We start from the raw sequence: 23,409 nt of genomic DNA on the forward strand, positions 1-23,409 counted from the left end.
GGGCCAGGTTGAGACACTCTCAGTACGGCCCCTCTTTTATTCGCAGGTAAGGGAACATCATGGTTGATCACGCAAGAGCACGTAAACTCGGCGAACTGATTAAGGTCATCGTCGCTGAGGCACTTGAGCGCGGCATTATTACCGATACGCGTCTCGGTTTTGTCACCATCACCGACGTGCGCATGACCGGTGACCTGCAGCATGCCTCCATCTTCTACACCGTCTATGGCACAGATGAAGAGCGTGAAGAGACTGCTGCGGCGTTGAAGGCTAACACTGGTCGAATTCGCGGCGAGGTTGGCCGAGGCCTGACGGTTCGACTGACTCCCACCATTGAATTCATTCTTGATGCACTTCCTGACACAGCAAAGTCAATCGATGACTTGCTTGCCAAAGCGCACGCACAGGATGAAGAAGTTGAGGCTTTGGCGAAGAAAGCTCAGTACGCCGGCGAGAAAGATCCCTACATCAAACCTCGTGAAGCTGACGAAGCTTAGAAATGAATAAAGGCCCAGATTTCTCTGGGCCTTTATCTTTTTTGGTTGTTACTTTTTCTTGAGGCGCTCTACTTCAGCATCAATCTGTGAATCAGTAATGATCTTGGGGTTCTTGGAGTAAGCATCAATGCCAGTAAATAAGGCTCCAATTCCCATGCCAAAGATGGCCCAGATGGGCCAGAAGTATTGCCCGGGGGAGGTAAGGAACCACACTCCGGTCAGGAGAATTGATACAGCGAGCCATACCCAGAGGTATTGCTTGAAATCTGCTTTTTTCTTCAGCTGTTTGCGAGCAACGTCGCGAAGTTCTTCATCGTTCATGGGCTTACTCTACGCCGGCAATTGGTACCTGTCATCAGCGACAAGCTCTATGAGACCATCATGCAATAGTCCCGATATCGCCCGTCCGAGCTGCGCATGATCAGGCCAGCACGCCTCAAGTTCTTCTGTGTTGACTGTGTGTTGCGCTTGCCTGAGCACAGCCATTACGGCACCACGAGCTTGGCGATCACTGCCCTCATACTTTTTCTGCACAGTTTTCTTAGGCCCCACATGTTCGGGATAGCCTGCCTTTTTCCATGCGCAGGTGTGAGCAATTGGGCACACGTCACAGCGAGGGTTTCGTGCTGTGCAAACCAGGGCACCCAGCTCCATGATTCCGGCGTTGAAAGCAGGAGATTTATCTGGCGAAGGTAACAGCGCTGTCATTGCCTCAAGATCACGTTGTGTTGAGGGTGGCCCCTGGTCAGCATTACCTTGATTGTGCCGGGCAATAACGCGACGAATGTTTGTATCCACCACAGGTTCGTGAGCACCGAAAGCAAAAACCGCTACTGCGCGGGCGGTATAGGGTCCTACGCCGGGGAGGGAGAGTAAATCCTTGACTTCACGGGGGACTTCACCGTTGAACTTCTCCACAATTGTGACGGCACACTGGTGCAACCATAGTGCCCTCCGGGGATAGCCAAGATTCGCCCACGCTCGCACAGCATCACCAGACGGTGATGACGCGAGCGCTCCCGGCGTTGGCCAGCGTTGGAGAAATTCTTCCAACTTGGGAACGACACGAGCTACAGGGGTTTGCTGCAGCATAAATTCTGAGACCAAAGAACCCCACGGGGTGAAGCCGGGTTGGCGCCAAGGGAGGTCTCTGCCCTCGGCCTCAAACCACTCAATGATTTCTTGCTGCACGCGCTCCAGCGTAGAGGGTTTTTAAGGGGTCTGAGTTTTGACTGTTCGCAAGCTCAACAGTGCGGCAAGCCACAACGGCACGACAGCAAAAAGCGCAACGCCGACCATGGCATCAGCAATCACGAGGGCGTCATGGTCAAACGCAGAGCCTTGAACCAGCGGAGTCAACGCAATGGTGAACGGGAATGTTCCGTAGAGTAGGACCCCTTGCAGCCAGAATCCTCGAGGTTTGGGTTCGGCAATGGTAGCCAGCGCTCTAGTGCGATTGAGTAGTGCCTGAATAATCAGCAGGAATACCAAGGTTTCAAAGAACCAGCCAAAGAAGTTGTGAATGGGGACACCAAAGTAGGAGCCACCATCGCGCCAAATCCACTGTTGCAAAACAGTGGCATGCCAGGGGTCACTTGCCAGATCAAGTAGTGTCATGGCGAATGCGGCCATGGCAGAAACGCCTACCATCAACCAGCCTCTGGCAGCTGTGGTGAGCACGCCACCAATAGATCTAGCAACCATCAGTGCGGCATAAGCCATGGCAAAGTATTGGAATTGAATCAGGGGAGGAACGCCCAACAGGAGTGGCCCCAGAGGCCCATCCGGGTAGTAGTAGTTGCCGAAAACTAATCCAGTAGCAACACCAAGTGCCTCACCGGTGAAACTCACCACGACGACGGCAAGAAATGATAACCAGGCAGTTGCTGCGCCAGCCCACCGAGTGAAATGCCAAAGGGAGAAAATAACAGGCATAAACCCTACGACCAGAGTGATACTTCCGGGGGTACCCGCCGGGACAAATGCTGCAACAAAGGAGAGTGCGAGAAGAATCCAGAGGCCGCGAGAGCCGCGAATTGTGGAACGAGTTACAGAGGTCATGTTCTTCCGGCCTTGTCGGGGTGAAGTTGATTTACTTTACCTCCTGATTGAGAGTAATGCTCTGACTTTTTACAAGATCACTACTGGGATAATTGAGCTATGGCTTCCTCCTCGACTACAGCGCCCAACGGCATATTGTTGGTCGACAAGCCACAAGGTTTCACCAGTCACGATGCGGTAGCGCGTGTTCGCCGCTTAGCCGGAACACGCAAGGTTGGTCATGCGGGGACGTTAGATCCCATGGCTACCGGATTGCTCATCATGGGGCTGGGGCCCTCTACTCGGCTTCTGACTTATATTGTCGGTTTGAGCAAGGAATATATAGCCACCATTCGTTTAGGTTCCTCCAGCACTACAGATGATGCTGAAGGAGAACTCCTCGGCTTTGCCCCGCAGGCACAGCTGAACAAGGTCACAGAGGAAGACATCCTTACCGGAGTTCACTCCTTGACTGGTGACATAGAACAAATTCCCAGTTCAGTCAGCGCTATTAAAGTCAATGGAAAACGCGCCTATGACCTCGCCCGGGCTGGTGAAAGTGTCGAACTCAAGGCTCGTCCAGTCACGATCCACGCTTTCGAAGTCAACAACATTGAGTTTGGTCAAGATGATTCAGGCAATGGCTTTATCGATGTTCAGGTTCGAGTTGAGTGTTCCTCAGGAACGTACATTCGTGCCCTCGCCCGTGACTTGGGATTCAAGTTGGGTGTCGGTGGGCATCTCACTGCGTTGCGTAGAACACGTATCGGTGACTTCCACGTGATGGATGCCGTGGATATTGAGAACATGGCTGGTGCTCCTCAGCTACAGAAACCTTCGGATGTTGCACGGAGAATATTCCCCGCAATTGACCTGAATGAGACCCAAGCTCTCGAACTGAGCCAAGGCAAAAGAGTTCAACTTGATGGTTATCCCGATAGCGCTGAGCCGGTCGCTGCAATAGGCCCACAGGATAGGCTGATTGGGCTGATTACGGTGAAGAAAAACCTCTCTCGCGTCGTTGTCAATTTCCCCACAGAAACGGAAAGTTCCTAGGTCATGATCGACTGGTTTACTGCCTTGCAAATTGGCGTTGCCGTGACCGGCGGCCTGTTAGCTGTTGTGTTGGGAGCAATCGGCCGCAGGCCTAGTGACCTCACTATGGCATTTGCTGGTGTGGTTGCACTTCTGCTCATTGTTCAGTTGGCTGTCACGATTGCTTCCCCGTTGATGGGAAATGAGCCAACTGGAAGCTTGTTTGAGTTTTATATTTACCTCATCAGCGCGATTTTCATTCCGATTGCGACAGGTTTCTGGGCACTTATCGATCGCAGTCGATGGAGCACCATCATTGTGGGTGTTGGTCAATTGGCTGTGGCCATCATGCTTTATCGCATGGGTCAAATTTGGTTTATTCAGGTTGCCTAGGCGCGAACTAGACTCATTCACGACATGACTGACCACTTCCCACCCCAGCAGGCTGACCGTCGCTCAGGTGTTGGGCGCATTCTTATCTCGATTTATATCGTGTTGGCTTTGGCTGCCACTGGGCGTTCGGTTTATCAACTCATTGAAAAGTATGAGCAAGCTCCATTGGCTTACTCGCTGTCAGCTGTGGCAGCTGTTGTGTATATTTTTGCCACCATTGCACTAATTGCTCCGGGGCCAATCTGGTATTCGGTTGCTCAGTGGACAATCGGTTTCGAACTCACCGGTGTCATCGTGGTGGGAATGCTCAGCCTGTTCATGCCAGAGATTTTTGCTCACCCCACGGTGTGGTCATACTTTGGCGCTGGATACCTTTTCGTTCCACTTGTCATGCCCATTTGGGGTTTGTTGTGGCTGCGCAAGCACCCTGAGAAGGAAGCTTGATGATGAAGCGGTGGTATTCGCTCTCAGAAGTTCCTGCAGGTTGGGGCCCAAGTGCGGTCACCATTGGCAAATTTGATGGCGTGCACCTCGGCCACAGAGAAATATTGCGCCAACTGCGTGAACTAGCTGATTCTCGTGGTTTAGCTTCCACGCTCATTACCTTTGATCGTCATCCTGCGGAAATAACAGCACCTGATGCAGCGCCGTTAGAAATTCTGAGTGATGCAGATCGCCTCGATCTCATCGCTCAGCAAGGAGTTGAGGCAGCACTTGTGCTTCCCTTTGATCAGGAACTTGCTGCGGTGAGTCCACGAGAGTTTGTGACCGAGATTCTCTTAGGCACTCTTCAAGCCCAGGCAGTACTTGTCGGTCACGACTTCCGTTTTGGTGCACATGCCCAAGGAACCGTGGAACTCTTGATCGAGTTGGGGCAAGAACTCGGTTTTGATGTTGTCCTCATCGAGGATGTGAAAGAGGACGGACACGGCCGTATTTCTTCTTCACATATTCGTCAGCTCATTGCAGCAGGTGAAGTTGCACAGGCAACTGAACTTCTGGGAAGTTACCCCCGGGTCAGCGGTGAAGTTGTTCACGGACATAAACGAGGACGCGAACTAGGTTTCCCCACCGCCAATATTGGTCATGATGCACGAATTGTGATTCCTGGTGATGGGGTCTATGCGGGCTGGTTTGTGGATGCAGGAAAGCGTTACCCTGCAGCTATTTCCGTAGGAACAAACCCGACCTTCGAAGGAAATATGTCTCGCACCGTGGAGGCGTATCTCTTGGATGAAAACCTTGACCTCTATGGCCACATGGCCACTGTTGAATTTGTCGCACGCATTCGAGGAATGGTTGCTTTCAACGGGGTTGAAGACCTTGTGAAACAGATGCACGACGATGTTCGTATCACGAGAGAGCTCGTGGGATCGGGAAAGCAATGACGGAAGAATTCAACACCACTAATGATGACTTGGGTGAGTCCCAAGATGTCGGCGGAGTGAAAATAGCTGTTGCACAGTTCGGTCCTGGACCTAACGTTGCCGAGAACGTCAAAACAATCCAAGCTCTTGTCCACGCGGCAGCTGATAACGGTGCTCGTCTGGTTATCTTGCCGGAATACTCCTCAGTGCTTGGTGGAAAACTGGGGGATTGGGTCTTTGATTATGCGGAGCCGCTTGATGGTCCCTTTGTTGAGGCAATGACTGAACTAGCAGAGGAATGCAATATTGGGATTGTTGTTGGCATGCTCGAGCAATCTTCTGATCCTTCCAACAAGCTTCCCTTCAACACGGCTGTTGCCGTTCTCCCTGGCGCTGGGTTAGTGGCTAAGTATCGCAAAGTTCACCTCTTTGATGCTTTCGATTACAAAGAAAGCGAGTGGATGCAAGCAGGAAATCCTGCCGATGCTCCAGAAGTCTTTGAAATAGATGGCGTTGTTGTGGGTATGCAAACGTGTTTTGATTTGAGATTTCCTGAAACAACACGTGAGCTCGTTGATGCTGGGGTGCACCTGGTTGCACTCATCGCCGAGTGGATTTCAGGACCGAAGAAAGCCCACCACTGGGCAGCACTTACCTCTGCACGAGCTATTGAAAACACCGTGTATCTCGCTGCAGCCGACCAAATTCCACCCATTGCTGTGGGAATGTCTCGCGTCATTTCTCCACTTGGCGAGACCTTGATCGATATGGGACAGCAAATGGGAGTTTCCATTGCAACCATCAACGTGAAGGCGGTAGAGGATGCGCGGGCTCACAACCCCTCTCTTCAACTTCGCCGCTATAGCGTCACGCCAAGAACCTAGAAGGAATTCACAGGTTCTCAGGCGTAGTGTGTACTTCATGAGCACGCTCAAGAAAGCATCAGATGCCACAGCGCTAGTGTCCCAGCTCCGTGAGAGTTTTGATTCTGGTCTGACAAAGAAGCGCCAGTGGCGCATCAACCAACTCAGTGCACTGAGACAGTTGATCACCGACAATGAAAGCGTTCTGGAAGCAGCTCTCGCGAAAGACCTGGGAAAATCTGCCACCGAAGCGCAGTTGACAGAAATTGGCATCATCCTCGGTGACATTGATTATGCTCTCAAGAATTTGTCGACATGGCTAAAGCCTCAGAGAGTCTCCATCCCGCTTGCGATGATGCCGGGTAAAGCGTTTGTCGTCAGTGAGCCCTTAGGTGTGGTGTTGATTATTGCGCCGTGGAATTATCCGTTGCAGCTTTTGCTTGCACCCTTGATTGGCGCCATTGCAGCGGGAAATGCCGCAGTGCTGAAACCCAGTGAAATGTCCGCAGCAACCTCTGCTGCCTTAGCCAAGCTCATCCCGGTGTATTTGGACACTCGTGCCGTGACAATCGTGGAGGGTGCTGCGAAAGAGACCGGTTGGCTACTTGAGCAGCGCTATGACCACATTTTTTACACCGGCAACGGACGGGTCGGTCAGATAGTTCTCGAGGCTGCAGCCAAGCACTTGACTCCCGTGACTCTCGAGCTTGGCGGAAAATCTCCCATCTATGTCGATGAGTCGGTTGACCTCGAGGCAGCCGCGCAACGCATTGCGTGGGCAAAATATCTCAATGCTGGTCAAACCTGTGTTGCGCCGGACTATGTGCTGGCCACCTCAGCTGTGCAACATGAGTTGGAGGCGCACCTGGTAGCCGCTATTGCTTCTCTATATGGCCCTGTGCCCAAGAATTCTCCCGACTATGGCCGGATTATCAATCAGGGACATTTTGAACGGCTTACTGGACTCCTTCAAGACGGACGCGTTGTTGCAGACGGTGCCCCAGATGCCAAACAGAAATTTATTCCGCCCACGGTGCTCGCTGAAGTTTCCCGCGATGCACCTGTGATGCAGGATGAAATCTTTGGGCCTATTTTGCCAATGATTACCGTGCAAGATCTTGATGACGCTATTGATTTCATCAATTCCAAGCCAAAACCTTTAGCTCTCTATGTTTTCAGCGAAAACACTCTGGTTCGTCGCGCCTTCACCGAACGAACCAGCTCAGGCTCTCTAGCTTTCAACGTCGCTGTGGTGCAGCTCAGCGTTCCTGAGCTTCCGTTTGGGGGAGTGGGTGCCAGTGGTATGGGTGCCTATCGTGGCAAGCGTTCCTTCGACACGTTTAGCCATGAGAAGGCAGTCTTTGCAAAGTCCTTCAAGCCGGAAACTCTTGCGCTGATTTTTCCTCCCTATACCGAGTCAAAAAAGAAAATGATTCGTGGTTTGTTGCGCAAACTGAGCTAAATCTTCAAGAAGCTGACTGTTTGTCAAAAAACGCTGTTTTTTGTCTGAAAAACTGGACAGTCTTCTTGTTTGGCCCCAAAAGACACACATAGACTCAAATTCGACCCACAAAGTCCTTTCAACACAGCAATGGAGCTGATAACCAGTGTCTGAACAGACAACACCTTCAACACGTCCAATCGACACTCTTGGATTGTCCTCAACCGACAAGGTGGGCAATTTCTCGGGGAATGCGCAACTGCCCATCGCGCCGGCAGCTACTCGCACAGAAACTGACTCGCTGGGAGCCATGCAAGTTCCTGCAGACGCATATTGGGGTGTTCACACCGCTCGTGCACTGGAGAATTTCCCCATCGCTAAGCGTCCAATTTCGGTTTTCCCTGAACTTATTGTTGCTTTGGCGTGTGTGAAGCAGGCTGCAGCCCGTGCCAACCTCGAAATTGGTGTACTCGACCCGCACAAGGCAGAAATCATCGACCGGGTGTGCCAAGAAATCATTGACGGCGCCTGGCATGAACAATTCGTCGTGGGAATCATTCAAGGTGGCGCTGGTACCAGCACGAACATGAACGCCAATGAAGTTATTGCTAACCGTTGTTTGGAGATCATGGGCCATGCCAAGGGCGCATACCAATACATGCACCCCATTGATGATGTGAACAAGTCCCAGTCCACCAATGACACCTACCCCACAGCAGTCAAGTTGTCTCTGGCTTTCGCCTTGCCTCACCTGCTCAAGGAATTGGGTTTACTTCGTGACGCCTTCAACGCCAAGGGTGAAGAATTCAAGCACATCCTCAAAGTTGGTCGCACCCAACTTCAAGATGCTGTGCCCATGACTTTGGGTCAGGAATTCCACGGATTTGGTACCACCTTGGGCGAAGACTATGACCGTCTGACAGAAACCGTCTGGATGCTCAGCGAAATCAACCTTGGCGCTACCGCTATTGGTACAGGAATCACCGCTGATCCTCGCTACCGCGAGGCAGCTGTGCGTCACTTGGCCAAGATTTCTGGTCTCGACATTCAAAGCGCCCCAGACCTCATTGAAGCAACCAGCGACGCCGGTGGATTTATGAGCTTCTCCGGAACCCTCAAACGCTCGGCCATCAAGCTCTCGAAGATCAGTAATGACCTTCGTTTGCTTTCCTCTGGTCCTCAAGCAGGTTTGGGAGAAATAAACCTTCCTGCCCAGCAGGCAGGGTCCTCCATCATGCCGGGCAAGGTTAACCCTGTTATTCCTGAGGCGGTGAGCCAAGTTGCCTATGCAATTGCCGGAAATGATGTCACAGTCACCATGGCAGCCGAGGGCGGCCAGCTTCAGCTCAACGCATTTGAACCTGTCATCGCCTACTCCCTGCTTCAAGGCATTAGTTGGTTAGCCCAGGCGTGTATGACACTGCGCGTGAACTGTGTCGAAGGCATTACTGCCAACGTTGAGCGTCTCGAAGGAATGGTGGCCTCCAGCGTTGGTGTTATCACTGCACTCATTCCATTCATTGGTTACGCTCCTGCAGCAGAGCTGGCCAAACAGGCTCTCAAGACTGGCCGCCCAGTGGCTGATCTTGTTGTTGAAGCAGGTTTGATGTCCAAAGAGGATGTTCTGCGTGAACTCTCTCCAGCCAAGATTTCAGGGATGGAAGCTTAATCCTCAGCGTTCTCTGGTTACGCTGGAGAGATGAGTAGCGCATCCGAGGTCGTCATGCAACGCATGTTGACCGTGCCAGATTTTCCCTCCGAGGGGATCCTGTTTCGGGACTTAACCCCGGTTTTTGCCCACGGGCCTTCATTCCGTGCCGTAGTGGATGGGCTCATCGAGCCTTTTGCAGGCAAGTTTGATGCGGTGGCTGGCTTGGAAGCCCGTGGCTTCTTGCTCGCGGCTGCCGCAGCAATTGATGGGGGTGTGGGGGTACTTCCTATTCGCAAGGGTGGCAAGCTTCCAGGAGACATTATTGGTGAAACCTATGACCTCGAATATGGCACCGCCACATTGGAGGTCAACCCGATTTCACTTCCAGCAGGAGCACGAGTTTTGGTCTTGGATGATGTGTTGGCAACAGGTGGAACAATTAATGCATCCGTCTCACTTATTGAGCGTGCGGGCTGGACAGTCGCTGGTATTGCAGTGGTGTTGGAGCTCGAAGCCCTCGAGGGGCGCCAGCGTTTAGCTGGCCGCGAGATTCATTCACTCGTTACTCTGTAGAACCCAACAAACCTCTACGCTTAGAGTCATGACAATCCCTACCGTGACGCTCAATGATGGACTCGTACTTCCCCAGATTGGCTTGGGAACATACAAACTTACTGACGATGACGGCATTGCCTCAATTGTGTCTGCCATTCACTCGGGATACCGTCTGATTGATACGGCAACTCGCTACAACAACGAGGTTGAAGTCGGCAAAGCCATTGCTGCATCGGGTGTTCCACGCGAAGAGATTATTGTCACCACCAAGCTTCCGGGTGCTGCACACGGGTTTGACGAAACCATGGCCTCATTTGAGCTCAGCCGTCAGGCGCTGGGCTTGGACTTCATCGACCTTTACCTCATTCACTGGCCCAATCCCAGCGTGAACCGCTATCTCGATTCGTGGCAGGCCATGATCGAGCTCAAAGAGGATGGCCTCGCTAGAAGTATTGGTGTGTGTAACTTCACAGAAGAGTTCCTCACCCGCATTATTGATGCAACCGGGGTCGTGCCCTCGGTGAATCAAATTGAATTGCACCCCTATTTCCCCCAAGCGCATATGCGTGAGGTCCATGCCAAGTTGGGCATCCAGACTGAAAGTTGGAGTCCACTGGGTAAGACAGAGGAACTGCGCAATGAGAAGATCATCACTGATCTTGCCGAAGCACATCAAATAACCCCAGCCCAGCTCATTCTTCGCTGGCACACGCAGCAGGGCATGATTCCTCTGCCGAAGTCTGGTGACCCAGAGCGTCAAGCCTCGAATCTGAACAGCTTTGGTTTTGACCTTACTGTTGAGGAGATTAGCCTCATCTCCAGTCTTGAACGTGGTCGCTTGTGGGGCGGAGACCCCAACACCCACGAAGAAATGTAACCGGGAAGTTCCCAGCTAGAAAGTTTTCGAAGATGTCTGTGCGCGATTCACGTTTTCTCTTCAGCGGCGGTACCGTCTACACCCTCAACCCTCAACAGCCCGTTGCTGAGGCCTTGGTGGTGGAGGGAAAGAGCATTATTTATGTCGGGGATCTCTCAGGTGCACGTGAATTCGTGACAAATGACACTAGGCAGATAGATTTCTCCGGCGGCATGTTGCTTCCCGGGTTTATTGACGCGCATGATCACCTGATTATGGGTGCTGCCACAAAAGTGGGAGTTGACCTCAGTGGGATAACCGGGACTGCCCAGGTGTGTGCTGCCATCAAAGAGTGGGTCGATGCAGCACCTGAAGGAACACTTCTTCGAGGACACGGGTGGATGCCGGCCTCATTTGAAGAGGGTTCTCCTCGCAGACAATGGCTCGATGAGATTACTGGAGATCGTCCGATGGCCCTGCTGTCGGCCGATGCTCACGATATTTGGTTCAACACTGCTGCAATGAACGTGTGTGGACTGACCAAGGACAGCCCCGATCCGGTTCCGGGTGCACAGTATTTTGTCCGAGATGAGGACGGATGGCCCACAGGCCACGGTGTTGAGGGCGCAACCTGTTTGCTTATCGGCTCACGCTTAGGTTTCTTTTCACCCGAGGGCATCACCGAAGCAATGAAGCTCACAGTTGATCCTGCACCTTCTTGGGGGATAACAGCTACCTATGACGCGGGAATTCTCATCGGAGAAAAGCAAGACGAGTCAGAACCGATCTTCCAGATGCTCGTCGAACGAGATAAAGCTGGCAATCTGCCGATTCGAATAGTTGGGTCGGTCTGGACCAGGAACGCAGATGATGTGCCCCAGCACGTCACGGACACTTTGGTGCAATGGAATAAAAAATACGCTTCAGAGCATGTCAGCGTTAGTGTCAACAAACTCTGGGCAGATGGAACCATGATGAGCTATGGCTCATTGCTTTTGGAGCCTTTCTGCACAGGACACCATGGCCGCGGAACCATGTCATTCACCCCGGAGCACATCGAAGCTCAAATTGAAGCTACGCAACGTGCTGGTTTCGATATGCACATCCACAACGACGGTGATGGCTCTGTTCGAGTAATCCTGGATGCCATAGAGCGCGTGCAACAACGCATTGGGCGTGGTGATTCTCGTCACACCGTCTGCCACAACACTTTGGTTCACCCTGACGATATTCCGCGCTTTGCCGAACTGGGCGTCATTGCAAATGTGACACCGATGTGGGGAACCAACTACAACGGTGTTTACATCGATGTCTATGAAGAACTCCTTGGGCCACAGCGTGTCGAATTGGAATCTTTTCCCTATGGCGATCTTGTCAGAAGCGGCGCTGTCGTCACCTATGGTGCAGATATTCCAGGGGTTCTCATCTCAGAAATCGCTCCCTTGATTCAGATTGAAGCGGCTGTTACGAGACAACGCCCAGGGTTTCCTGAAGACCGCGTCTTTATTGAGCGCCAGCGGGTCAGTGTGGAACAAGCACTTGCGGCCGCAACGATAAACGCTGCCTACCAGATACGCATGGAAGACCAGATTGGTTCACTAGAGGTTGGTAAGCGTGCAGATCTTGTTCTTCTAGCCAACAACCTGTTTGAGATAGACCCACACCAGATTCATTCCACGCCTATTGTGCTGACCATGATGGACGGAAAAATTACGTTCGAGCAGAACGTGAACGCTTAACCAGGGTCACACTAACGGCAACGATAACCACCCCAAGAGTGAACAACACGTTGGGGCCGTTTAAGACCAGCAACACAATGGTCATAACCAGTGCCACGATGGCAACCCACCAATCCCAGCTCCAGCGAGGGAAGATCAACACTGCAGCAGTCATTCCTAAGACATAGATAGCCACCATGGAGCTGAGGTGAATGGGAATGAGGGTAAGCAATTGGAAATCTTGCGCAAAGAGCACGCAGAAGAAAACAATCGAAATAATCAGTGAAAGCATCAAGCTTCGGCGAGGAATTTCATCGGGCTCTGCCCCCTTGGCTAAATAGCGGGGGAGATCCCCGTCTCGGCCCAAGGAAGCACCGAGCTTGCCGATGGCCGCCAGATAGGCATTGAGTACACCCAAAGACACGATGGCGGCAATGCTAGCGATGATAACTGCACCTGCCTTGGGTGCTGTTTCGTTCACCAGCGTGAGCAAAGGGACGCTTCCCTTGCCTGCGTCTTCTCCCAGAACACCAATGGTGACCCACTGAAGTGCTAGATATGCCAGGCCAACAATCACGAGTGCAATTGCGGTTGCTATCGGGATGGTTCGGCGAGGGTTCTTAAACTCGGCGGCGATGTGGGTTCCAACCTCCCAACCAGCAAAGGCCCACACAAACAAACTGATGGCAACTCCCACGCCAATCCAGCCGTGAGGCATGAAGGGAGTGAAACTTTCTTCCTGCACCGCAGGTGCACCGTAGGTAATCACACCCACGACAACGACAACCAGGAGTGCACTCAAGCCCAGCTGAACCCAGCCGGCAACTTTCACTCCGAACAGGTTCAGGGTGAAGGGAACCAGGAACAACACCCCGGCAACCAAGGGCAACAGGGCGCGGTCAGTGCCCGTAATGGCAATGACATATTCAGCACCCATCACCGCGACCACCGGCTCGCCAGCAGCAACACCGAAGTAGAAAAGATACCCAGCTACACGAGCCCAGGTGTTTCCCATTGATTTGCGCACATAACTGGCAACACCACCAGAGTCTGGATAACGTGCAGCCAACGCGGCAAAGGTTCCAGCCAAGGGGATGGAGAGAAAGAAGATGATGGCGACCGACAGAATGGAGGCAGGCCCGGCAACTTGTGCTGCTAAACCAGGTAAAACCAAGATTCCGGTACCGAGAACGCTGGCAATGTAGAGAGCGGTTCCTTGCGCAATACCTAAGGTGCCCTTGTGTTCGCTCACTTATTCACTCTGCCATGAAAACTGGCGCCAGCATGACTTCTGACGCCTGAAGATGCGACATCTCATTCCGGGCTAGCCGAGGAAACCACGAAGAAGTGCAGCAGATCCTGACACGTGGTCTGCCATGGCAGCACGTGCCTTTTCGGAGTCACCAGTCAAGATGGCCAACACAATTGCCTCGTGCTGTTCGTTGGAGTGAGAGATATTCGGCGCCAAAAGGGGAATACCATCGAGCAATTCGTTGATTCGCATGCGCGAGGAGGCCACTTCCGACAGTAACGAGGGTGAGCCGGTGAGCTCAGCAATGAGTAAATGAAGTCTGGAATCGAGCATGCGGTAGTTCTCTGCTGTGGACAAAGAAGTCTCTTTCAACACTGCCCACAGTTGTTCCCGCTCCACGGAGGTCAAACTCCGTACGGCAGCAAATTCGGCAGCACCGCACTCCAAAATCTCACGAAGGATGAGTGCGTCTTCTAGTTCGTCATGGGTAAATTCCACGTTGTGAGTGAGCTCGCCATCACGCCCCATCCGCAGAGGCTGACTGGGCAGATTTTCTGCCACGAATGTTCCGCCGTAACGGCCACGTTTGACGAAAAGATAACCAGCATCAACCAGCGCAGATATTGCTAAGCGCACAGTGTCCCGACTGACCTCAAGCATTGCCGCGAGTTCTCGCTCAGGAGGAAACTGTGCCCCGGGAAGGGCAAGACCTAAGCGAATAGTTTGAAGAAGCCGCTCGACAGTTTCCTCATAGGTGTTTCCACCACGAACAGGCCGAAGCAACAAATCTCCATTAAGTGGATTTGCCGCGACGGCCTGGTCGGAGTGGAACTCTGGCGACATTGGAGGTGCTTAGTCCAGAGGGGTGACGTACGCAGAAGAAATTCCACCATCAACCAGGAAGGTAGATCCTGTAATGAAGGAGGAGTCATCACTTGCCAAGAACGCAACGGCTGCAGCTAGTTCTTCTGGTTTGGCGAAGCGTCCGATAGGGATGTGAACCAGACGACGCTGCGCCCTCTCAGGGTCCTTCGCAAAGAGTTCCTGAAGCAGGGGAGTGTTCACGGGCCCAGGGCACAGTGCGTTAACCCGGATTCCTTGACGAGCAAACTGAACACCCAGTTCACGGCTCATCGCAAGAACACCACCCTTGGACGCGGTGTAAGAGATCTGAGAAGTTGCAGAACCCATCACAGCAACAAAAGAGGCGGTGTTAATGATCGAGCCGCTTTGCTGCTTGACCATGTGGCGCAGTGCAGCCCGAGAACACAGGTACACAGACTTGAGGTTCACATCCTGGACCTTGTTCCACGCAGGTAGTTCGGTTGTTTCGATGGAGTCATCATCGGGGGGAGAAATACCTGCGTTATTGAAGGCGATGTCTACTGAGCCATAAACCTTAAACGCAGTATCGAAAAGGTTGTTGACCTGATCTTCATCTGTTACGTTCACCAGAACAAAAAGGCCACCTACTTCTGCAGCAGCTTTTTCTCCGGACACAGGGTCCATATCACCGATGACAACAGTTGCGCCTTCAGCAGCAAAGCGCTTGGCAGTGGCGAGCCCGATACCGCTTGCACCACCGGTAATGACAGCAACCTTGCCAGCAAGGCGCTGGGTGAGGTCTATTTTTTCGATACTCATTGTTTTCTCCTTTGTGAGGTTTATGAAAGTTGTTTAGTCAGCAGGGATGAAGACGTTTTTGGTCTCCGTAAATGCCAAAGCCGCATCGGGACCCAGCTCACGACCCAAACCGGATTGTTTGAAGCCGCCGAAGGGAGTGTTGTAGCGCACGGAAGAGTGCGAATTCACAGACAAGTTACCTGATTCCACACCGCGCGAAATACGGATGGCGCGGCCGACGTCTCGAGTCCAGATGGAACCTGACAGGCCGTACTCCGTTGCGTTAGCGAGCTCAATCGCGTCTGCATCATCATCGAAAGGAAGCACCGTGACAACAGGGCCAAAGATTTCCTCAGTTGCACTCACGTGGTCACGAGATCCTGGAGTGAGGACTGTGGGAGCAAACCAATATCCTGCCCCCTCAGGTGCGGTGCCTCGAAATGCCACAGGAGCGTCACTGGGCACATAGCGCGAAACACTGTCGTAGTGGTTCTTGTGCACCAGAGGTCCCATCTCTGTTGCCTCATCGCGGGGATCACCCACTTTGACGCCCTTGACGGCAGGCTCGAGATATTCCATGAACTTGTCATACACACTTCGCTGAACCAAGATGCGACTGCGAGCACAACAATCCTGCCCAGCGTTTTCAAAAACCCCGTAGGGAGCGGTTGCCGCCGCTTTTTCGATGTCAGCATCAGCAAAGACGATGTTGGCACTCTTACCGCCCAGTTCCAGCGTGACGCGCTTAATCTGGTCAGCAGCGCCTGCCATGATCCGCTTGCCTACCTCAGTTGAGCCGGTAAAGACGACTTTGCGAACGGTTGGGTTCGTGACGAAGCGCTCACCAACGACAGAACCTTTTCCGGGTAAAACTTGGAATAGTCCTTCGGGTAGCCCAGCTTGAAGTGCAAGTTCACCTAAGCGAATACTGGTCAGTGGAGTCCACTCGGCTGGTTTGAGGACGACAGCATTTCCAGCCGCCAGTGCTGGAGCAAAACCCCACGAGGCAATGGTCATGGGGAAGTTCCATGGGGTAATGACCCCGACTACCCCAAGAGGTTCTTGGAAGGTAACATCGAGTCCGCCGGCGACAGGGATCTGCTTACCAAAGAGGCGCTCAGGTGTTGCTGAGTAGTATTCCAAGACATTGCGCACGTGTTCTGCTTCCCAGCGGGCTTGGCCGATGGGGTGGCCAGAGTTGCGTACTTCAAGTTGCGCCAGGTTTTCAACATCCGCATCAACCGCATCGGCGAATAAACGCAACGCTGCTGCACGGTCTGCTGGGTTGCGTGTCGCCCACTCTTTTTGTGCTTTCTGGGCCTTATTGATGGCCTCATCGGTTTGTTCCAGGCTGAGGTGCTCAATAGTTTCCCCGGCCTCTTCGGTAGCGGGGTTGATGATGGTGTAACTCACGATGAGCTCCTTTGTGATGAGGAAAGACTGCGACGGTGGGTGAGGGCATACTCGCGAGCTGCCTCAACGAGGCCTTCAAAGAGGCCTATGTCTTCAGGGGTTTGTTCTGGGTGCCACTGCACAGCTAGGCCAAACGGAACATCATCTAACTGCAATGCCTCGATCACCCCGTCTTCAGTAGTGGCAACGACGGAGAGGCCTTCCCCGACTTCCCCGATGGCTTGGTGGTGGTACATCGCACCAACAGGGGAGGAGTTCCCCAAAACGTGTGCAAGAAGTGAGTCTTCTTTTACTTGTACAGGGATATGGCTAAAGTTTCCCTGCCCTTTTTGATATCGGTCATCTCCGACAACTTCCGGCAGGTGTTGAATGAGATCTCCGCCACGAATCACGTTGAGCATTTGTGCGCCACGGCAGATGCCTAGGAAGGGGAGCTCTCGTTCAATAGCTGCTGAGAGGAGTTCATCTTCGAGTTTGTCTCTATCAGGGCGGGGTTCATCGGTGAGGGGGTGGGGTGTTTGGCCATAACGGGCTGGGTTGACGTCTTTTCCGCCGCAAATAATCAAGCCATCGAGGCCGTCAAGAATGGTGTTGGCGATTTCAGCGTTGACGGCCTGGGGCGGAATGAGCACAGCTATTCCGCCTGCTTTGTTAACTGCGTCAAAATACACCTTGGGTAGGAAGGCAGCCTGAACATCCCACACGCCTGAGGTGGCTTGTTCGAGGTAAGTGGTTAGCCCGATGACAGGCTGTGGTTTAGAGTCGTTCGAAGCCACGGACACGCTCCCAGTCGGTGATAGCTGCATCGTAAGCTGCCACTTCAATGCGGGCATAGTTGAGATAGTGATCAACTACTTCTTGGCCAAAAGCTTTCTGGGCAATCTCTGACTGCGCGAAGAGTTCAGCGGCCTCGCGTAGGGTCGATGGAACACGTGGAGCGCCCCCGGTATAGGCATTTCCGGTTGTGATTGGTTCGAGTTCCAGTTCGTTTTCGATACCGTGCAGTCCGGCTGCAATCAATGCAGCAACCGCGAGGTACTGGTTCACATCTCCACCAGGAACACGCTGCTCTACACGCATCGCGTGGCCTTGGCCCACCACACGCAATGAACACGTGCGGTTGTCGAGACCCCACGCAACTGCGGTGGGGGCAAAGCTGCCGTCAACGTAACGCTTGTAGGAGTTGATATTCGGTGCAAAGAACAATGAAAGTTCACGCATTGCAGCAATCTGACCTGCCAAGAAGTGGCGGAACAGTTTGCTCATTCCGTGTTCTTGGCTCTTGTCTGCGAACACAGGGTTGCCGTCGTTGTCACGCAGGCTGATGTGAATGTGGCATGAGTTTCCTTCGCGCTCATTGAATTTCGCCATAAAGGTCAATGATTTGCCGTGCTTATCGGCGATAACCTTTGCTCCGCTTTTGTATACGGAGTGGTTATCGCACGTAACGAGTGCATGGTCGTAGCGGAACGCGATTTCTTGCTGTCCCAGGTTGCATTCACCCTTGACGCCTTCGCAATACATTCCTGCTGCATCCATCGAATTGCGAATGTCACGCAATAGGGGTTCCACGCGGGTTGAGGCCAGGAGGTCGTAATCCACGTTGTAGTCCGTGGAGGGACGCAGGTTGTCATACCCCTTGGCCCACGCTTCGCGGTAGGTGTCATCAAAAACAATGAATTCAAGTTCTGTTCCGACATAGGGGACCAATCCCAGTTCAGCTAGACGATTGATCTGAGTGCGCAGAATTTCACGAGGGGACTGCTTCACGGGGGTGTGGTCCAACCATTGCATATCTGCCATCACCATGGCTGTTCCTTCAAGCCAGGGTGCTGTTCGCAGCGTGCTCATGTCGGGAATCATGGCCATATCTCCATAGCCGCGTTCCCAGCTGGAGATCGAATAACCATCAACGGTGTTGTTTTCCACGTCAACAGCAAAAAGATAATTGCAGCACTCAGCACCGTGTGACATGACGTCTTCCACAAACAAACGCGCAGAAACACGCTTACCCACCAAGCGGCCTTGCATGTCCGTAAATGAGACGATGACGGTGTCTATGCTTCCGTCCTCGACGAGGGCTTTAAGCCCTTCAGGGGTGAGGTTTCCTGCGGCACTGGACATCGTCACTCTCTTCCTTGAGGTAGGTATTTCAACCATTAGACCACCCTATTGGGTGATGGCTGTCAAGTCTTATCAGGTAAATAACAGATTTATTTTTGAAAAAATTTTTGTTAAAGGTAGTTACAAGAACCAATTTGAGGCATATAGTCATCTCCAAGGAATCTCACAGCGTTGTGTGCCTCGCCTCGTATAGAGGTGCTCAACCCGAGCAGAAGGAAATTGTAAATGTCCAAAGACACCTTGAACGTCTCGGGTGTGACGTACACAACCGCAGACGCTAACTATTTCAAGAAACGGACGCTCAAGCGTTCTGCTGGATTGTGGGGCCTCTGGGGTCTCGCCGTCGCAGCAGTTATCTCTGGTGACTTCTCCGGATGGAACTTCGGAATTGGGTTCGCTGGCTTTGGTGGAATGCTGATCGCATTCGCCGTTTTGATCTTCATGTACTACGGAATGATGTTCAGCATCGGTGAAATGGCCGCTGCGATGCCTCACTCTGGTGGTGCTTACTCCTTCGCCCGATCTGCCCTGGGTCCCTGGGGCGGTCTGGCAACTGGGCTTGCGGAGACAATCGAGTACGTGGCAACCACTGCTGTTATCGTGTTCTTCTCTGCTTCTTATGCGAACAGTATTACCGCAGAACTGCTGGGAGTGTCCCTGCCCATGTTCGTCTGGTACATCATTTTGTACGCAGTGTTTGTCTTGCTCAATGCTGCAGGGTCAAACATCTCATTCAAGTTCGCAATTGTGGTGTCCATCATCTCGATTGCTATCTTGCTGGTCTTCTCAGCAATGGCCCTTTTCTCCGGCAAGCTCGACTTTAACTCGCTGTGGAACATTGCTCCTGAAGAAGGACAGTCCGCATTCCTGCCATACGGTTGGTTGCCAATCCTCTTCGCTCTTCCCTACGCAATGTGGTTCTTCCTCGGTATTGAAGAGCTTCCACTGGCTGCAGAAGAATCTCACAACCCCGTTCGTGATATCCCACGTGCTGGTTTGATTGCTCGCACCACACTGATCATTACCGGTCTGTTGGTTCTCTTCCTCAACACTGCCTTGGTTGGTGCTGAAGAAATCAGTGCCGCCGGTGAGCCACTGCTTGATGGCTTCCGTGCCATGGTTGGTGATGGTGCAGCTGCAGTCCTCGCATTGTTCGCACTCATTGGTTTGCTTGCTTCACTGCAAGGAATCATGTTTGCTTACGGACGTAACATGTACTCCCTGTCTCGTGCTGGTTACTACCCCAAGGTGTTCTCCCTCACCGGAAAACGCCAGACCCCTTATGTCGCATTGACCGTGGGCGCCATTATCGGTTTTGTCGCCTTGGTCACTGTTGACAGCCTGGGTGGTGCCGGTGGTGTTGCTGGAGCAATCGTGCTGAACATCGCTGTATGGGGTGCAGTAATTGCCTACGTGCTGCAGATGATCTCCTTCATCGTTCTGCGCAAGAAGTTCCCCAAGGCAAACCGCCCCTACAAGAGCCCCTGGGGTATTCCTGGTGCTGTTATCGCAGCAACAGTATCGATTGCAATCTTCTTCGGGTTCTTTATCAACGAACCCGCACGACCAGCAATCATCGCTATCGCTGTGATCTACGCCATCATGCTGCTGAGCTTCGCTGTCTATGGTCGAAAGAATTTGATTCTTTCTCCCGAAGAGGAGTACGCAGTCTCAGGTGGTCTCCACGGTGACCCACAAAAGGAAGGTTACGGCGGAAAGGTTGAGGAAGAGCTCCTCGCCATGGACGGCGTAGACGACGACAAGAAATAACAACAACACAGTTGGGGGTCGGTTCCTTGAGGGAACCGGCCCCCTTTTCTCTGACAGTATTGATGCATGACTGAACACAACCTCACAAAGCCAGAAATCGATGCTCCTATGGAGCCAGCTCCCTCGGAGCTCGTTATCACCGACATCGTCGTGGGTGACGGTGCTGAAGCAACCCCCGGTGCAACCGTTGACGTTCACTACGTCGGTGTTGAATATGAAACCGGTGAAGAGTTTGATGCTTCCTGGAACCGAGGTGAATCCATCAACTTCCCCCTGCAGGCACTCATTTCCGGTTGGCAAGAAGGTATCCCTGGAATGAAGGTCGGCGGACGCCGTATGCTCGTATGCCCTCCAGCAAAGGCATACGGTCCAGCTGGTGGCGGACACCGCCTCTCTGGCAAGACCCTCATCTTCGTAATCGACCTGCTGGGCGTTAGCTAAGTATGACCTTTCCTGCCATCGACAGCACCGCTGTGCGCTGGTCAATACCACGCGAAAAGGTCGCCTCCGCTTTGGCCGAACGTCCCCTGCTTCTGATGATGCATGGCTACGGCTCGAACGAGGGTGACCTCTTCTCGTTGGGGCAATACATGCCCGAGGAATTTGTGATTGCGTCTCTTCGTGCTCCGTTGAGTGCTGGCCCGGGTTATGCCTGGTTCCAGATTGACTACGACGCAGAGAATGCGACTCTTCGACGTGACGTGAGCGAGGTGACGCGCTCCACACATCAACTGATTTCCTGGATCGATGAGCTCGAGGACGAAGTTGGCGGTTTTCAAGATGTTGCCCTGCTGGGCTTCTCCCAGGGTGGGGTTATGCTCACCCAGCTCTTCCGTCACCAGCCAGAGCGTTTTAGCGCTGGAGTATTCTTAGCTAGCTTCGCCGTGGATGACACCACAGAAGGTGGGAAAGAACGCGATGCTGCGCTCGCTGCGGTTAAGCCACCCATTTTCTGGGGCAGAGATCCTCAAGACCCCGTGATTACCCCCGACCTCATTGAATTTACTCGTCGTTGGCTTCCGGCACATTTTGATGTTGATGCACAGCTTTATGCTCACGTTGGGCACGGGCTATCTCTAGAAGAAATTGAAGACGCTACCGCCTTCCTCAGAAAGCACGTCGGGCTTTAGTCGTCAATTTCAATCTGTTTGATGCGTGACGTGTGACCACGCACCACTCGAACGCGAGACTTGGCAGTGCTGTAGTGCTCAGCAATCAATTTCACAACAGCCTCATTGGCGCCGCCATCGATTGCTTTTTCTTTCACAAAGACAACAAGTCCTTCGGCATCCTCTTCAATGAGAGGTCCTTTGCTGCTGCCAGGTTTGACCCGAACAACAATGCGCATGGAAATTACTTGGCGAGGTAGGGGGCGCCGTACTTGTTTGAGCCAGGCTGGCTGGGCTGCAACATGAACACCAGCTCGATAATCCAGCCCACACTGGGAATGAGAAAGAGCAGGAAGAACCAACCGCTAACGCCCTGGTCGTGAAGTCTACGCACGGTCACAGTAATGGTCAGTAACCACAAGAACACGGCAATGGCACCAGCTGCGATGAGGAAAGGGAACAATGCCCAGACATCACCCTGACGCACCATCATGGCGACAAGGACCACCGGGATAACTGCCACTAAGGAGACGATGAAAACGAACAATCTCCAGTACCAATACTCTGAGCGAGGGGAGCGGCCCTGGAGCTTATTGAACTTGGAAAAGACGGACTGAATAGCTTCTGCAAAACTCATGCATCCATCTTCTCGCATTAAGCGACTGCTGCCTCCCACATTGTGGGAGGCAGCAGTAATAGCGACAGATATTTATGCAGCTTTAGGGTTGGGCCCAAATCGGTTGTCAGTGGGGTCACTGTCTTTGACGTACCACACCAGCAGGAAGATCCAGCCAACTAGTGGAATAAAAGCAAAGAGGATGAACCATCCGGATTTGTTGATGTCGTGCAGGCGACGAATGGAATAAGCCAGTGATGGTAAGAAGATTGCCAAAGCAGCAAGTCCTCCCAAGAAGCCAAAGAAGCTCTCTGACTTACCTCCAGAGAGGACATTGAACACGAGTGATACAAGGATGGTGAAAAGGTACCAGTACCAGAAACCTGAACGGCGACTGCGTCCCTTGAAGTTCACGTAGTTGCTAAAACCAAACTTGATGGATTCAACGAAATTCATGATGAATCTCCCTATTTCTTCGGTTGTGTCGTTCACAACCTCTTCTTTCAGGGTACCTCGGTAGTCATCGGATAGAGCTGAGTTGTGGTTTTGGGCGTGCCAAAGCTCTGCTAATCTTGTGAAGTTGCCGTCTAACGGCCGCGGATACAGAGAGCTCCACGCACAAGGCATGGGGCGCCGCGCAACGAGGTACTAAGAAAGGGGATCCCACTATGGCACTTGAAGCAGATGTCAAAAAGGCGATCATCGACGAATACGCAACTCACCCCGGTGACACTGGATCTCCTGAGGTTCAGGTTGCTCTTCTCACCAAGCGCATCAAGGACTTAACTGAGCACCTCAAGGAGCACAAGCACGACCACCACTCACGTCGTGGACTGCTGCTGCTCGTTGGTCAGCGTCGTCGTCTTCTCGGCTACCTAGCTGATGTAGACATTAACCGTTACCGAAAGCTCATCGAGCGACTCGGACTGCGTCGATAGTCGACTTTTCGTTCTTCACCAGATGCCACTGTTCGCGGTGGCATCTGGCATTTAACCTGACATTCACCTTCTCATACCAGCCTTCATGGGTTTATTGAGGGTTTTGGGGTACTCTTGAAGTAGAGCAGGCAGGCAGTTCGCTGGTCTT

General features: G+C 52.7%; 27 protein-coding genes. 15 read left to right on the forward strand and 12 right to left on the reverse strand.

Translation table 11 applies throughout. The features are described 5' to 3' along the window. Positions 1–59: 59 nt before the first annotated feature. Entirely contained in the window at positions 60–497 is a 438-nt protein-coding gene (gene rbfA / locus AURUGA1_RS02635) for a 30S ribosome-binding factor RbfA (protein ID WP_114128756.1), read from the forward strand. A gap of 48 nt (positions 498–545) precedes the next feature. Here the strand turns inward: rbfA and AURUGA1_RS02640 are convergent, their stop codons facing one another. From AURUGA1_RS02640 to AURUGA1_RS02650, 3 genes are read right to left on the reverse strand one after another with little or no spacing between them, the layout of a single operon-like run. Continuing rightward, on the reverse strand, positions 546–818 hold the full coding sequence (locus AURUGA1_RS02640; protein WP_114128757.1) for a 2TM domain-containing protein: 273 nt from the start codon (positions 816–818) through the stop codon (positions 546–548). Between the two features lie 9 nt (positions 819–827). Further along, positions 828–1,688 carry an A/G-specific adenine glycosylase gene (locus AURUGA1_RS02645; protein WP_305764472.1) on the reverse strand — a complete coding sequence of 287 codons (861 nt, stop codon included), beginning with the start codon at positions 1,686–1,688 and terminating at the stop codon, positions 828–830. Positions 1,689–1,709: 21 nt separating this feature from the next. Continuing rightward, positions 1,710–2,558, reverse strand: a complete 849-nt coding sequence (locus AURUGA1_RS02650; protein ID WP_114128758.1) for a carotenoid biosynthesis protein — start codon at positions 2,556–2,558, stop codon at positions 1,710–1,712. Positions 2,559–2,657: 99 nt separating this feature from the next. Between AURUGA1_RS02650 and truB the strand changes: the two genes are divergently transcribed. The 10 genes from truB to AURUGA1_RS02700 all read left to right on the forward strand — a co-directional run bounded on the left by truB (position 2,658) and on the right by AURUGA1_RS02700 (position 12,437). Further along, the gene (truB, locus tag AURUGA1_RS02655) at positions 2,658–3,593 is read left to right on the forward strand and encodes a tRNA pseudouridine(55) synthase TruB (RefSeq protein ID WP_114128759.1); all 936 of its coding nucleotides are present in this window, start codon (positions 2,658–2,660) and stop codon (positions 3,591–3,593) included. Between the two features lie 3 nt (positions 3,594–3,596). Beyond that, positions 3,597–3,965 (forward strand): hypothetical protein, encoded by a 369-nt coding sequence (locus AURUGA1_RS02660; protein WP_114128760.1) that lies wholly within the window; start codon positions 3,597–3,599, stop codon positions 3,963–3,965. A 24-nt stretch (positions 3,966–3,989) separates the two neighbouring features. After that, positions 3,990–4,409 (forward strand): hypothetical protein, encoded by a 420-nt coding sequence (locus AURUGA1_RS02665; RefSeq protein WP_114128761.1) that lies wholly within the window; start codon positions 3,990–3,992, stop codon positions 4,407–4,409. Beyond that, entirely contained in the window at positions 4,409–5,353 is a 945-nt protein-coding gene (locus AURUGA1_RS02670) for a bifunctional riboflavin kinase/FAD synthetase (RefSeq protein WP_371412364.1), read from the forward strand. The genes AURUGA1_RS02665 and AURUGA1_RS02670 overlap by 1 nt, the downstream gene beginning before the upstream one ends. Continuing rightward, positions 5,350–6,216, forward strand: a complete 867-nt coding sequence (locus tag AURUGA1_RS02675) for a carbon-nitrogen hydrolase family protein (RefSeq protein ID WP_114128762.1) — start codon at positions 5,350–5,352, stop codon at positions 6,214–6,216. The genes AURUGA1_RS02670 and AURUGA1_RS02675 overlap by 4 nt, the downstream gene beginning before the upstream one ends. 37 nt (positions 6,217–6,253) lie before the next feature. Next, positions 6,254–7,657 carry an aldehyde dehydrogenase family protein gene (locus AURUGA1_RS02680; protein ID WP_114128763.1) on the forward strand — a complete coding sequence of 468 codons (1,404 nt, stop codon included), beginning with the start codon at positions 6,254–6,256 and terminating at the stop codon, positions 7,655–7,657. 211 nt (positions 7,658–7,868) lie between these two features. After that, positions 7,869–9,305, forward strand: coding sequence for an aspartate ammonia-lyase (locus AURUGA1_RS02685; RefSeq protein ID WP_256372994.1), 1,437 nt, complete (start codon positions 7,869–7,871; stop codon positions 9,303–9,305). Positions 9,306–9,335: 30 nt separating this feature from the next. Then, on the forward strand, positions 9,336–9,860 hold the full coding sequence (locus AURUGA1_RS02690) for an adenine phosphoribosyltransferase (RefSeq protein ID WP_114128764.1): 525 nt from the start codon (positions 9,336–9,338) through the stop codon (positions 9,858–9,860). 28 nt (positions 9,861–9,888) lie between these two features. Then, positions 9,889–10,719, forward strand: coding sequence for an aldo/keto reductase (locus AURUGA1_RS02695; protein WP_114128765.1), 831 nt, complete (start codon positions 9,889–9,891; stop codon positions 10,717–10,719). Positions 10,720–10,751: 32 nt separating this feature from the next. Next, entirely contained in the window at positions 10,752–12,437 is a 1,686-nt protein-coding gene (locus AURUGA1_RS02700) for an amidohydrolase (protein WP_114128766.1), read from the forward strand. On the opposite strand, the gene AURUGA1_RS02705 is transcribed toward AURUGA1_RS02700, so the two are convergent. The 6 genes from AURUGA1_RS02705 to AURUGA1_RS02730 form a co-directional block, all read right to left on the reverse strand. Further along, the gene (locus AURUGA1_RS02705; RefSeq protein ID WP_114128767.1) at positions 12,409–13,668 is read right to left on the reverse strand and encodes an APC family permease; all 1,260 of its coding nucleotides are present in this window, start codon (positions 13,666–13,668) and stop codon (positions 12,409–12,411) included. The genes AURUGA1_RS02700 and AURUGA1_RS02705 overlap by 29 nt on opposite strands. A 72-nt stretch (positions 13,669–13,740) precedes the next feature. Then, positions 13,741–14,511 carry a FadR/GntR family transcriptional regulator gene (locus AURUGA1_RS02710; protein ID WP_114128768.1) on the reverse strand — a complete coding sequence of 257 codons (771 nt, stop codon included), beginning with the start codon at positions 14,509–14,511 and terminating at the stop codon, positions 13,741–13,743. A 9-nt stretch (positions 14,512–14,520) separates the two neighbouring features. Next, entirely contained in the window at positions 14,521–15,312 is a 792-nt protein-coding gene (locus AURUGA1_RS02715) for a 3-oxoacyl-ACP reductase (protein WP_162784035.1), read from the reverse strand. A 33-nt stretch (positions 15,313–15,345) separates the two neighbouring features. After that, positions 15,346–16,707, reverse strand: a complete 1,362-nt coding sequence (locus tag AURUGA1_RS02720) for an aldehyde dehydrogenase (protein WP_114128769.1) — start codon at positions 16,705–16,707, stop codon at positions 15,346–15,348. After that, the gene (locus AURUGA1_RS02725) at positions 16,701–17,480 is read right to left on the reverse strand and encodes a gamma-glutamyl-gamma-aminobutyrate hydrolase family protein (RefSeq protein ID WP_114128770.1); all 780 of its coding nucleotides are present in this window, start codon (positions 17,478–17,480) and stop codon (positions 16,701–16,703) included. Before AURUGA1_RS02725 ends, AURUGA1_RS02720 begins: the two co-directional genes overlap by 7 nt. Further along, entirely contained in the window at positions 17,461–18,828 is a 1,368-nt protein-coding gene (locus AURUGA1_RS02730) for a glutamine synthetase family protein (RefSeq protein WP_114128771.1), read from the reverse strand. Before AURUGA1_RS02730 ends, AURUGA1_RS02725 begins: the two co-directional genes overlap by 20 nt. Before the next feature lie 225 nt (positions 18,829–19,053). On the opposite strand from AURUGA1_RS02730, the gene AURUGA1_RS02735 reads away from it, so the two are divergent. The 3 genes from AURUGA1_RS02735 to AURUGA1_RS02745 all read left to right on the forward strand — a co-directional run bounded on the left by AURUGA1_RS02735 (position 19,054) and on the right by AURUGA1_RS02745 (position 21,728). Further along, entirely contained in the window at positions 19,054–20,598 is a 1,545-nt protein-coding gene (locus AURUGA1_RS02735) for an amino acid permease (protein ID WP_114128772.1), read from the forward strand. Positions 20,599–20,664: 66 nt separating this feature from the next. Then, positions 20,665–21,039 carry an FKBP-type peptidyl-prolyl cis-trans isomerase gene (locus AURUGA1_RS02740; RefSeq protein ID WP_096381664.1) on the forward strand — a complete coding sequence of 125 codons (375 nt, stop codon included), beginning with the start codon at positions 20,665–20,667 and terminating at the stop codon, positions 21,037–21,039. A 2-nt stretch (positions 21,040–21,041) separates the two neighbouring features. After that, positions 21,042–21,728: an alpha/beta hydrolase gene (locus tag AURUGA1_RS02745; RefSeq protein ID WP_114128773.1), complete on the forward strand. Its 687-nt coding sequence runs from the start codon at positions 21,042–21,044 to the stop codon at positions 21,726–21,728. On the opposite strand, the gene AURUGA1_RS02750 is transcribed toward AURUGA1_RS02745, so the two are convergent. The 3 genes from AURUGA1_RS02750 to AURUGA1_RS02760 all read right to left on the reverse strand — a co-directional run bounded on the left by AURUGA1_RS02750 (position 21,725) and on the right by AURUGA1_RS02760 (position 22,815). Then, positions 21,725–21,946, reverse strand: coding sequence for a DUF167 domain-containing protein (locus AURUGA1_RS02750; protein ID WP_114128774.1), 222 nt, complete (start codon positions 21,944–21,946; stop codon positions 21,725–21,727). The genes AURUGA1_RS02745 and AURUGA1_RS02750 overlap by 4 nt on opposite strands. 5 nt (positions 21,947–21,951) lie before the next feature. Continuing rightward, positions 21,952–22,344, reverse strand: a complete 393-nt coding sequence (locus AURUGA1_RS02755) for a DUF805 domain-containing protein (protein ID WP_162784036.1) — start codon at positions 22,342–22,344, stop codon at positions 21,952–21,954. Positions 22,345–22,416: 72 nt separating this feature from the next. Then, positions 22,417–22,815, reverse strand: coding sequence for a DUF805 domain-containing protein (locus tag AURUGA1_RS02760; protein ID WP_205214670.1), 399 nt, complete (start codon positions 22,813–22,815; stop codon positions 22,417–22,419). A gap of 176 nt (positions 22,816–22,991) precedes the next feature. On the opposite strand from AURUGA1_RS02760, the gene rpsO reads away from it, so the two are divergent. Beyond that, entirely contained in the window at positions 22,992–23,261 is a 270-nt protein-coding gene (rpsO, locus tag AURUGA1_RS02765; RefSeq protein WP_096381651.1) for a 30S ribosomal protein S15, read from the forward strand. Positions 23,262–23,409 lie beyond the last annotated feature (148 nt).

Source organism: Aurantimicrobium sp. MWH-Uga1, from assembly GCF_003325955.1.
Classification (GTDB): Bacteria; Actinomycetota; Actinomycetes; order Actinomycetales; family Microbacteriaceae; genus Aurantimicrobium.

Excerpts from the sequence above, each read along its gene's own strand:
- rbfA (WP_114128756.1), top strand. The coding sequence starts at position 60 with ATGGTTGATCACGCAAGAGCACGTAAACTCGGCGAACTGATTAAGGTC.
- AURUGA1_RS02640 (WP_114128757.1), bottom strand. The coding sequence starts at position 818 with ATGAACGATGAAGAACTTCGCGACGTTGCTCGCAAACAGCTGAAGAAA.
- AURUGA1_RS02650 (WP_114128758.1), bottom strand. The coding sequence starts at position 2,558 with ATGACCTCTGTAACTCGTTCCACAATTCGCGGCTCTCGCGGCCTCTGG.
- truB (WP_114128759.1), top strand. The coding sequence starts at position 2,658 with ATGGCTTCCTCCTCGACTACAGCGCCCAACGGCATATTGTTGGTCGAC.
- AURUGA1_RS02660 (WP_114128760.1), top strand. The coding sequence starts at position 3,597 with ATGATCGACTGGTTTACTGCCTTGCAAATTGGCGTTGCCGTGACCGGC.
- AURUGA1_RS02665 (WP_114128761.1), top strand. The coding sequence starts at position 3,990 with ATGACTGACCACTTCCCACCCCAGCAGGCTGACCGTCGCTCAGGTGTT.
- AURUGA1_RS02670 (WP_371412364.1), top strand. The coding sequence starts at position 4,409 with ATGATGAAGCGGTGGTATTCGCTCTCAGAAGTTCCTGCAGGTTGGGGC.
- AURUGA1_RS02675 (WP_114128762.1), top strand. The coding sequence starts at position 5,350 with ATGACGGAAGAATTCAACACCACTAATGATGACTTGGGTGAGTCCCAA.
- AURUGA1_RS02680 (WP_114128763.1), top strand. The coding sequence starts at position 6,254 with ATGAGCACGCTCAAGAAAGCATCAGATGCCACAGCGCTAGTGTCCCAG.
- AURUGA1_RS02690 (WP_114128764.1), top strand. The coding sequence starts at position 9,336 with ATGAGTAGCGCATCCGAGGTCGTCATGCAACGCATGTTGACCGTGCCA.
- AURUGA1_RS02695 (WP_114128765.1), top strand. The coding sequence starts at position 9,889 with ATGACAATCCCTACCGTGACGCTCAATGATGGACTCGTACTTCCCCAG.
- AURUGA1_RS02700 (WP_114128766.1), top strand. The coding sequence starts at position 10,752 with ATGTCTGTGCGCGATTCACGTTTTCTCTTCAGCGGCGGTACCGTCTAC.
- AURUGA1_RS02710 (WP_114128768.1), bottom strand. The coding sequence starts at position 14,511 with ATGTCGCCAGAGTTCCACTCCGACCAGGCCGTCGCGGCAAATCCACTT.
- AURUGA1_RS02715 (WP_162784035.1), bottom strand. The coding sequence starts at position 15,312 with ATGAGTATCGAAAAAATAGACCTCACCCAGCGCCTTGCTGGCAAGGTT.
- AURUGA1_RS02730 (WP_114128771.1), bottom strand. The coding sequence starts at position 18,828 with ATGTCCAGTGCCGCAGGAAACCTCACCCCTGAAGGGCTTAAAGCCCTC.
- AURUGA1_RS02735 (WP_114128772.1), top strand. The coding sequence starts at position 19,054 with ATGTCCAAAGACACCTTGAACGTCTCGGGTGTGACGTACACAACCGCA.
- AURUGA1_RS02740 (WP_096381664.1), top strand. The coding sequence starts at position 20,665 with ATGACTGAACACAACCTCACAAAGCCAGAAATCGATGCTCCTATGGAG.
- AURUGA1_RS02745 (WP_114128773.1), top strand. The coding sequence starts at position 21,042 with ATGACCTTTCCTGCCATCGACAGCACCGCTGTGCGCTGGTCAATACCA.
- AURUGA1_RS02750 (WP_114128774.1), bottom strand. The coding sequence starts at position 21,946 with ATGCGCATTGTTGTTCGGGTCAAACCTGGCAGCAGCAAAGGACCTCTC.
- AURUGA1_RS02755 (WP_162784036.1), bottom strand. The coding sequence starts at position 22,344 with ATGAGTTTTGCAGAAGCTATTCAGTCCGTCTTTTCCAAGTTCAATAAG.
- rpsO (WP_096381651.1), top strand. The coding sequence starts at position 22,992 with ATGGCACTTGAAGCAGATGTCAAAAAGGCGATCATCGACGAATACGCA.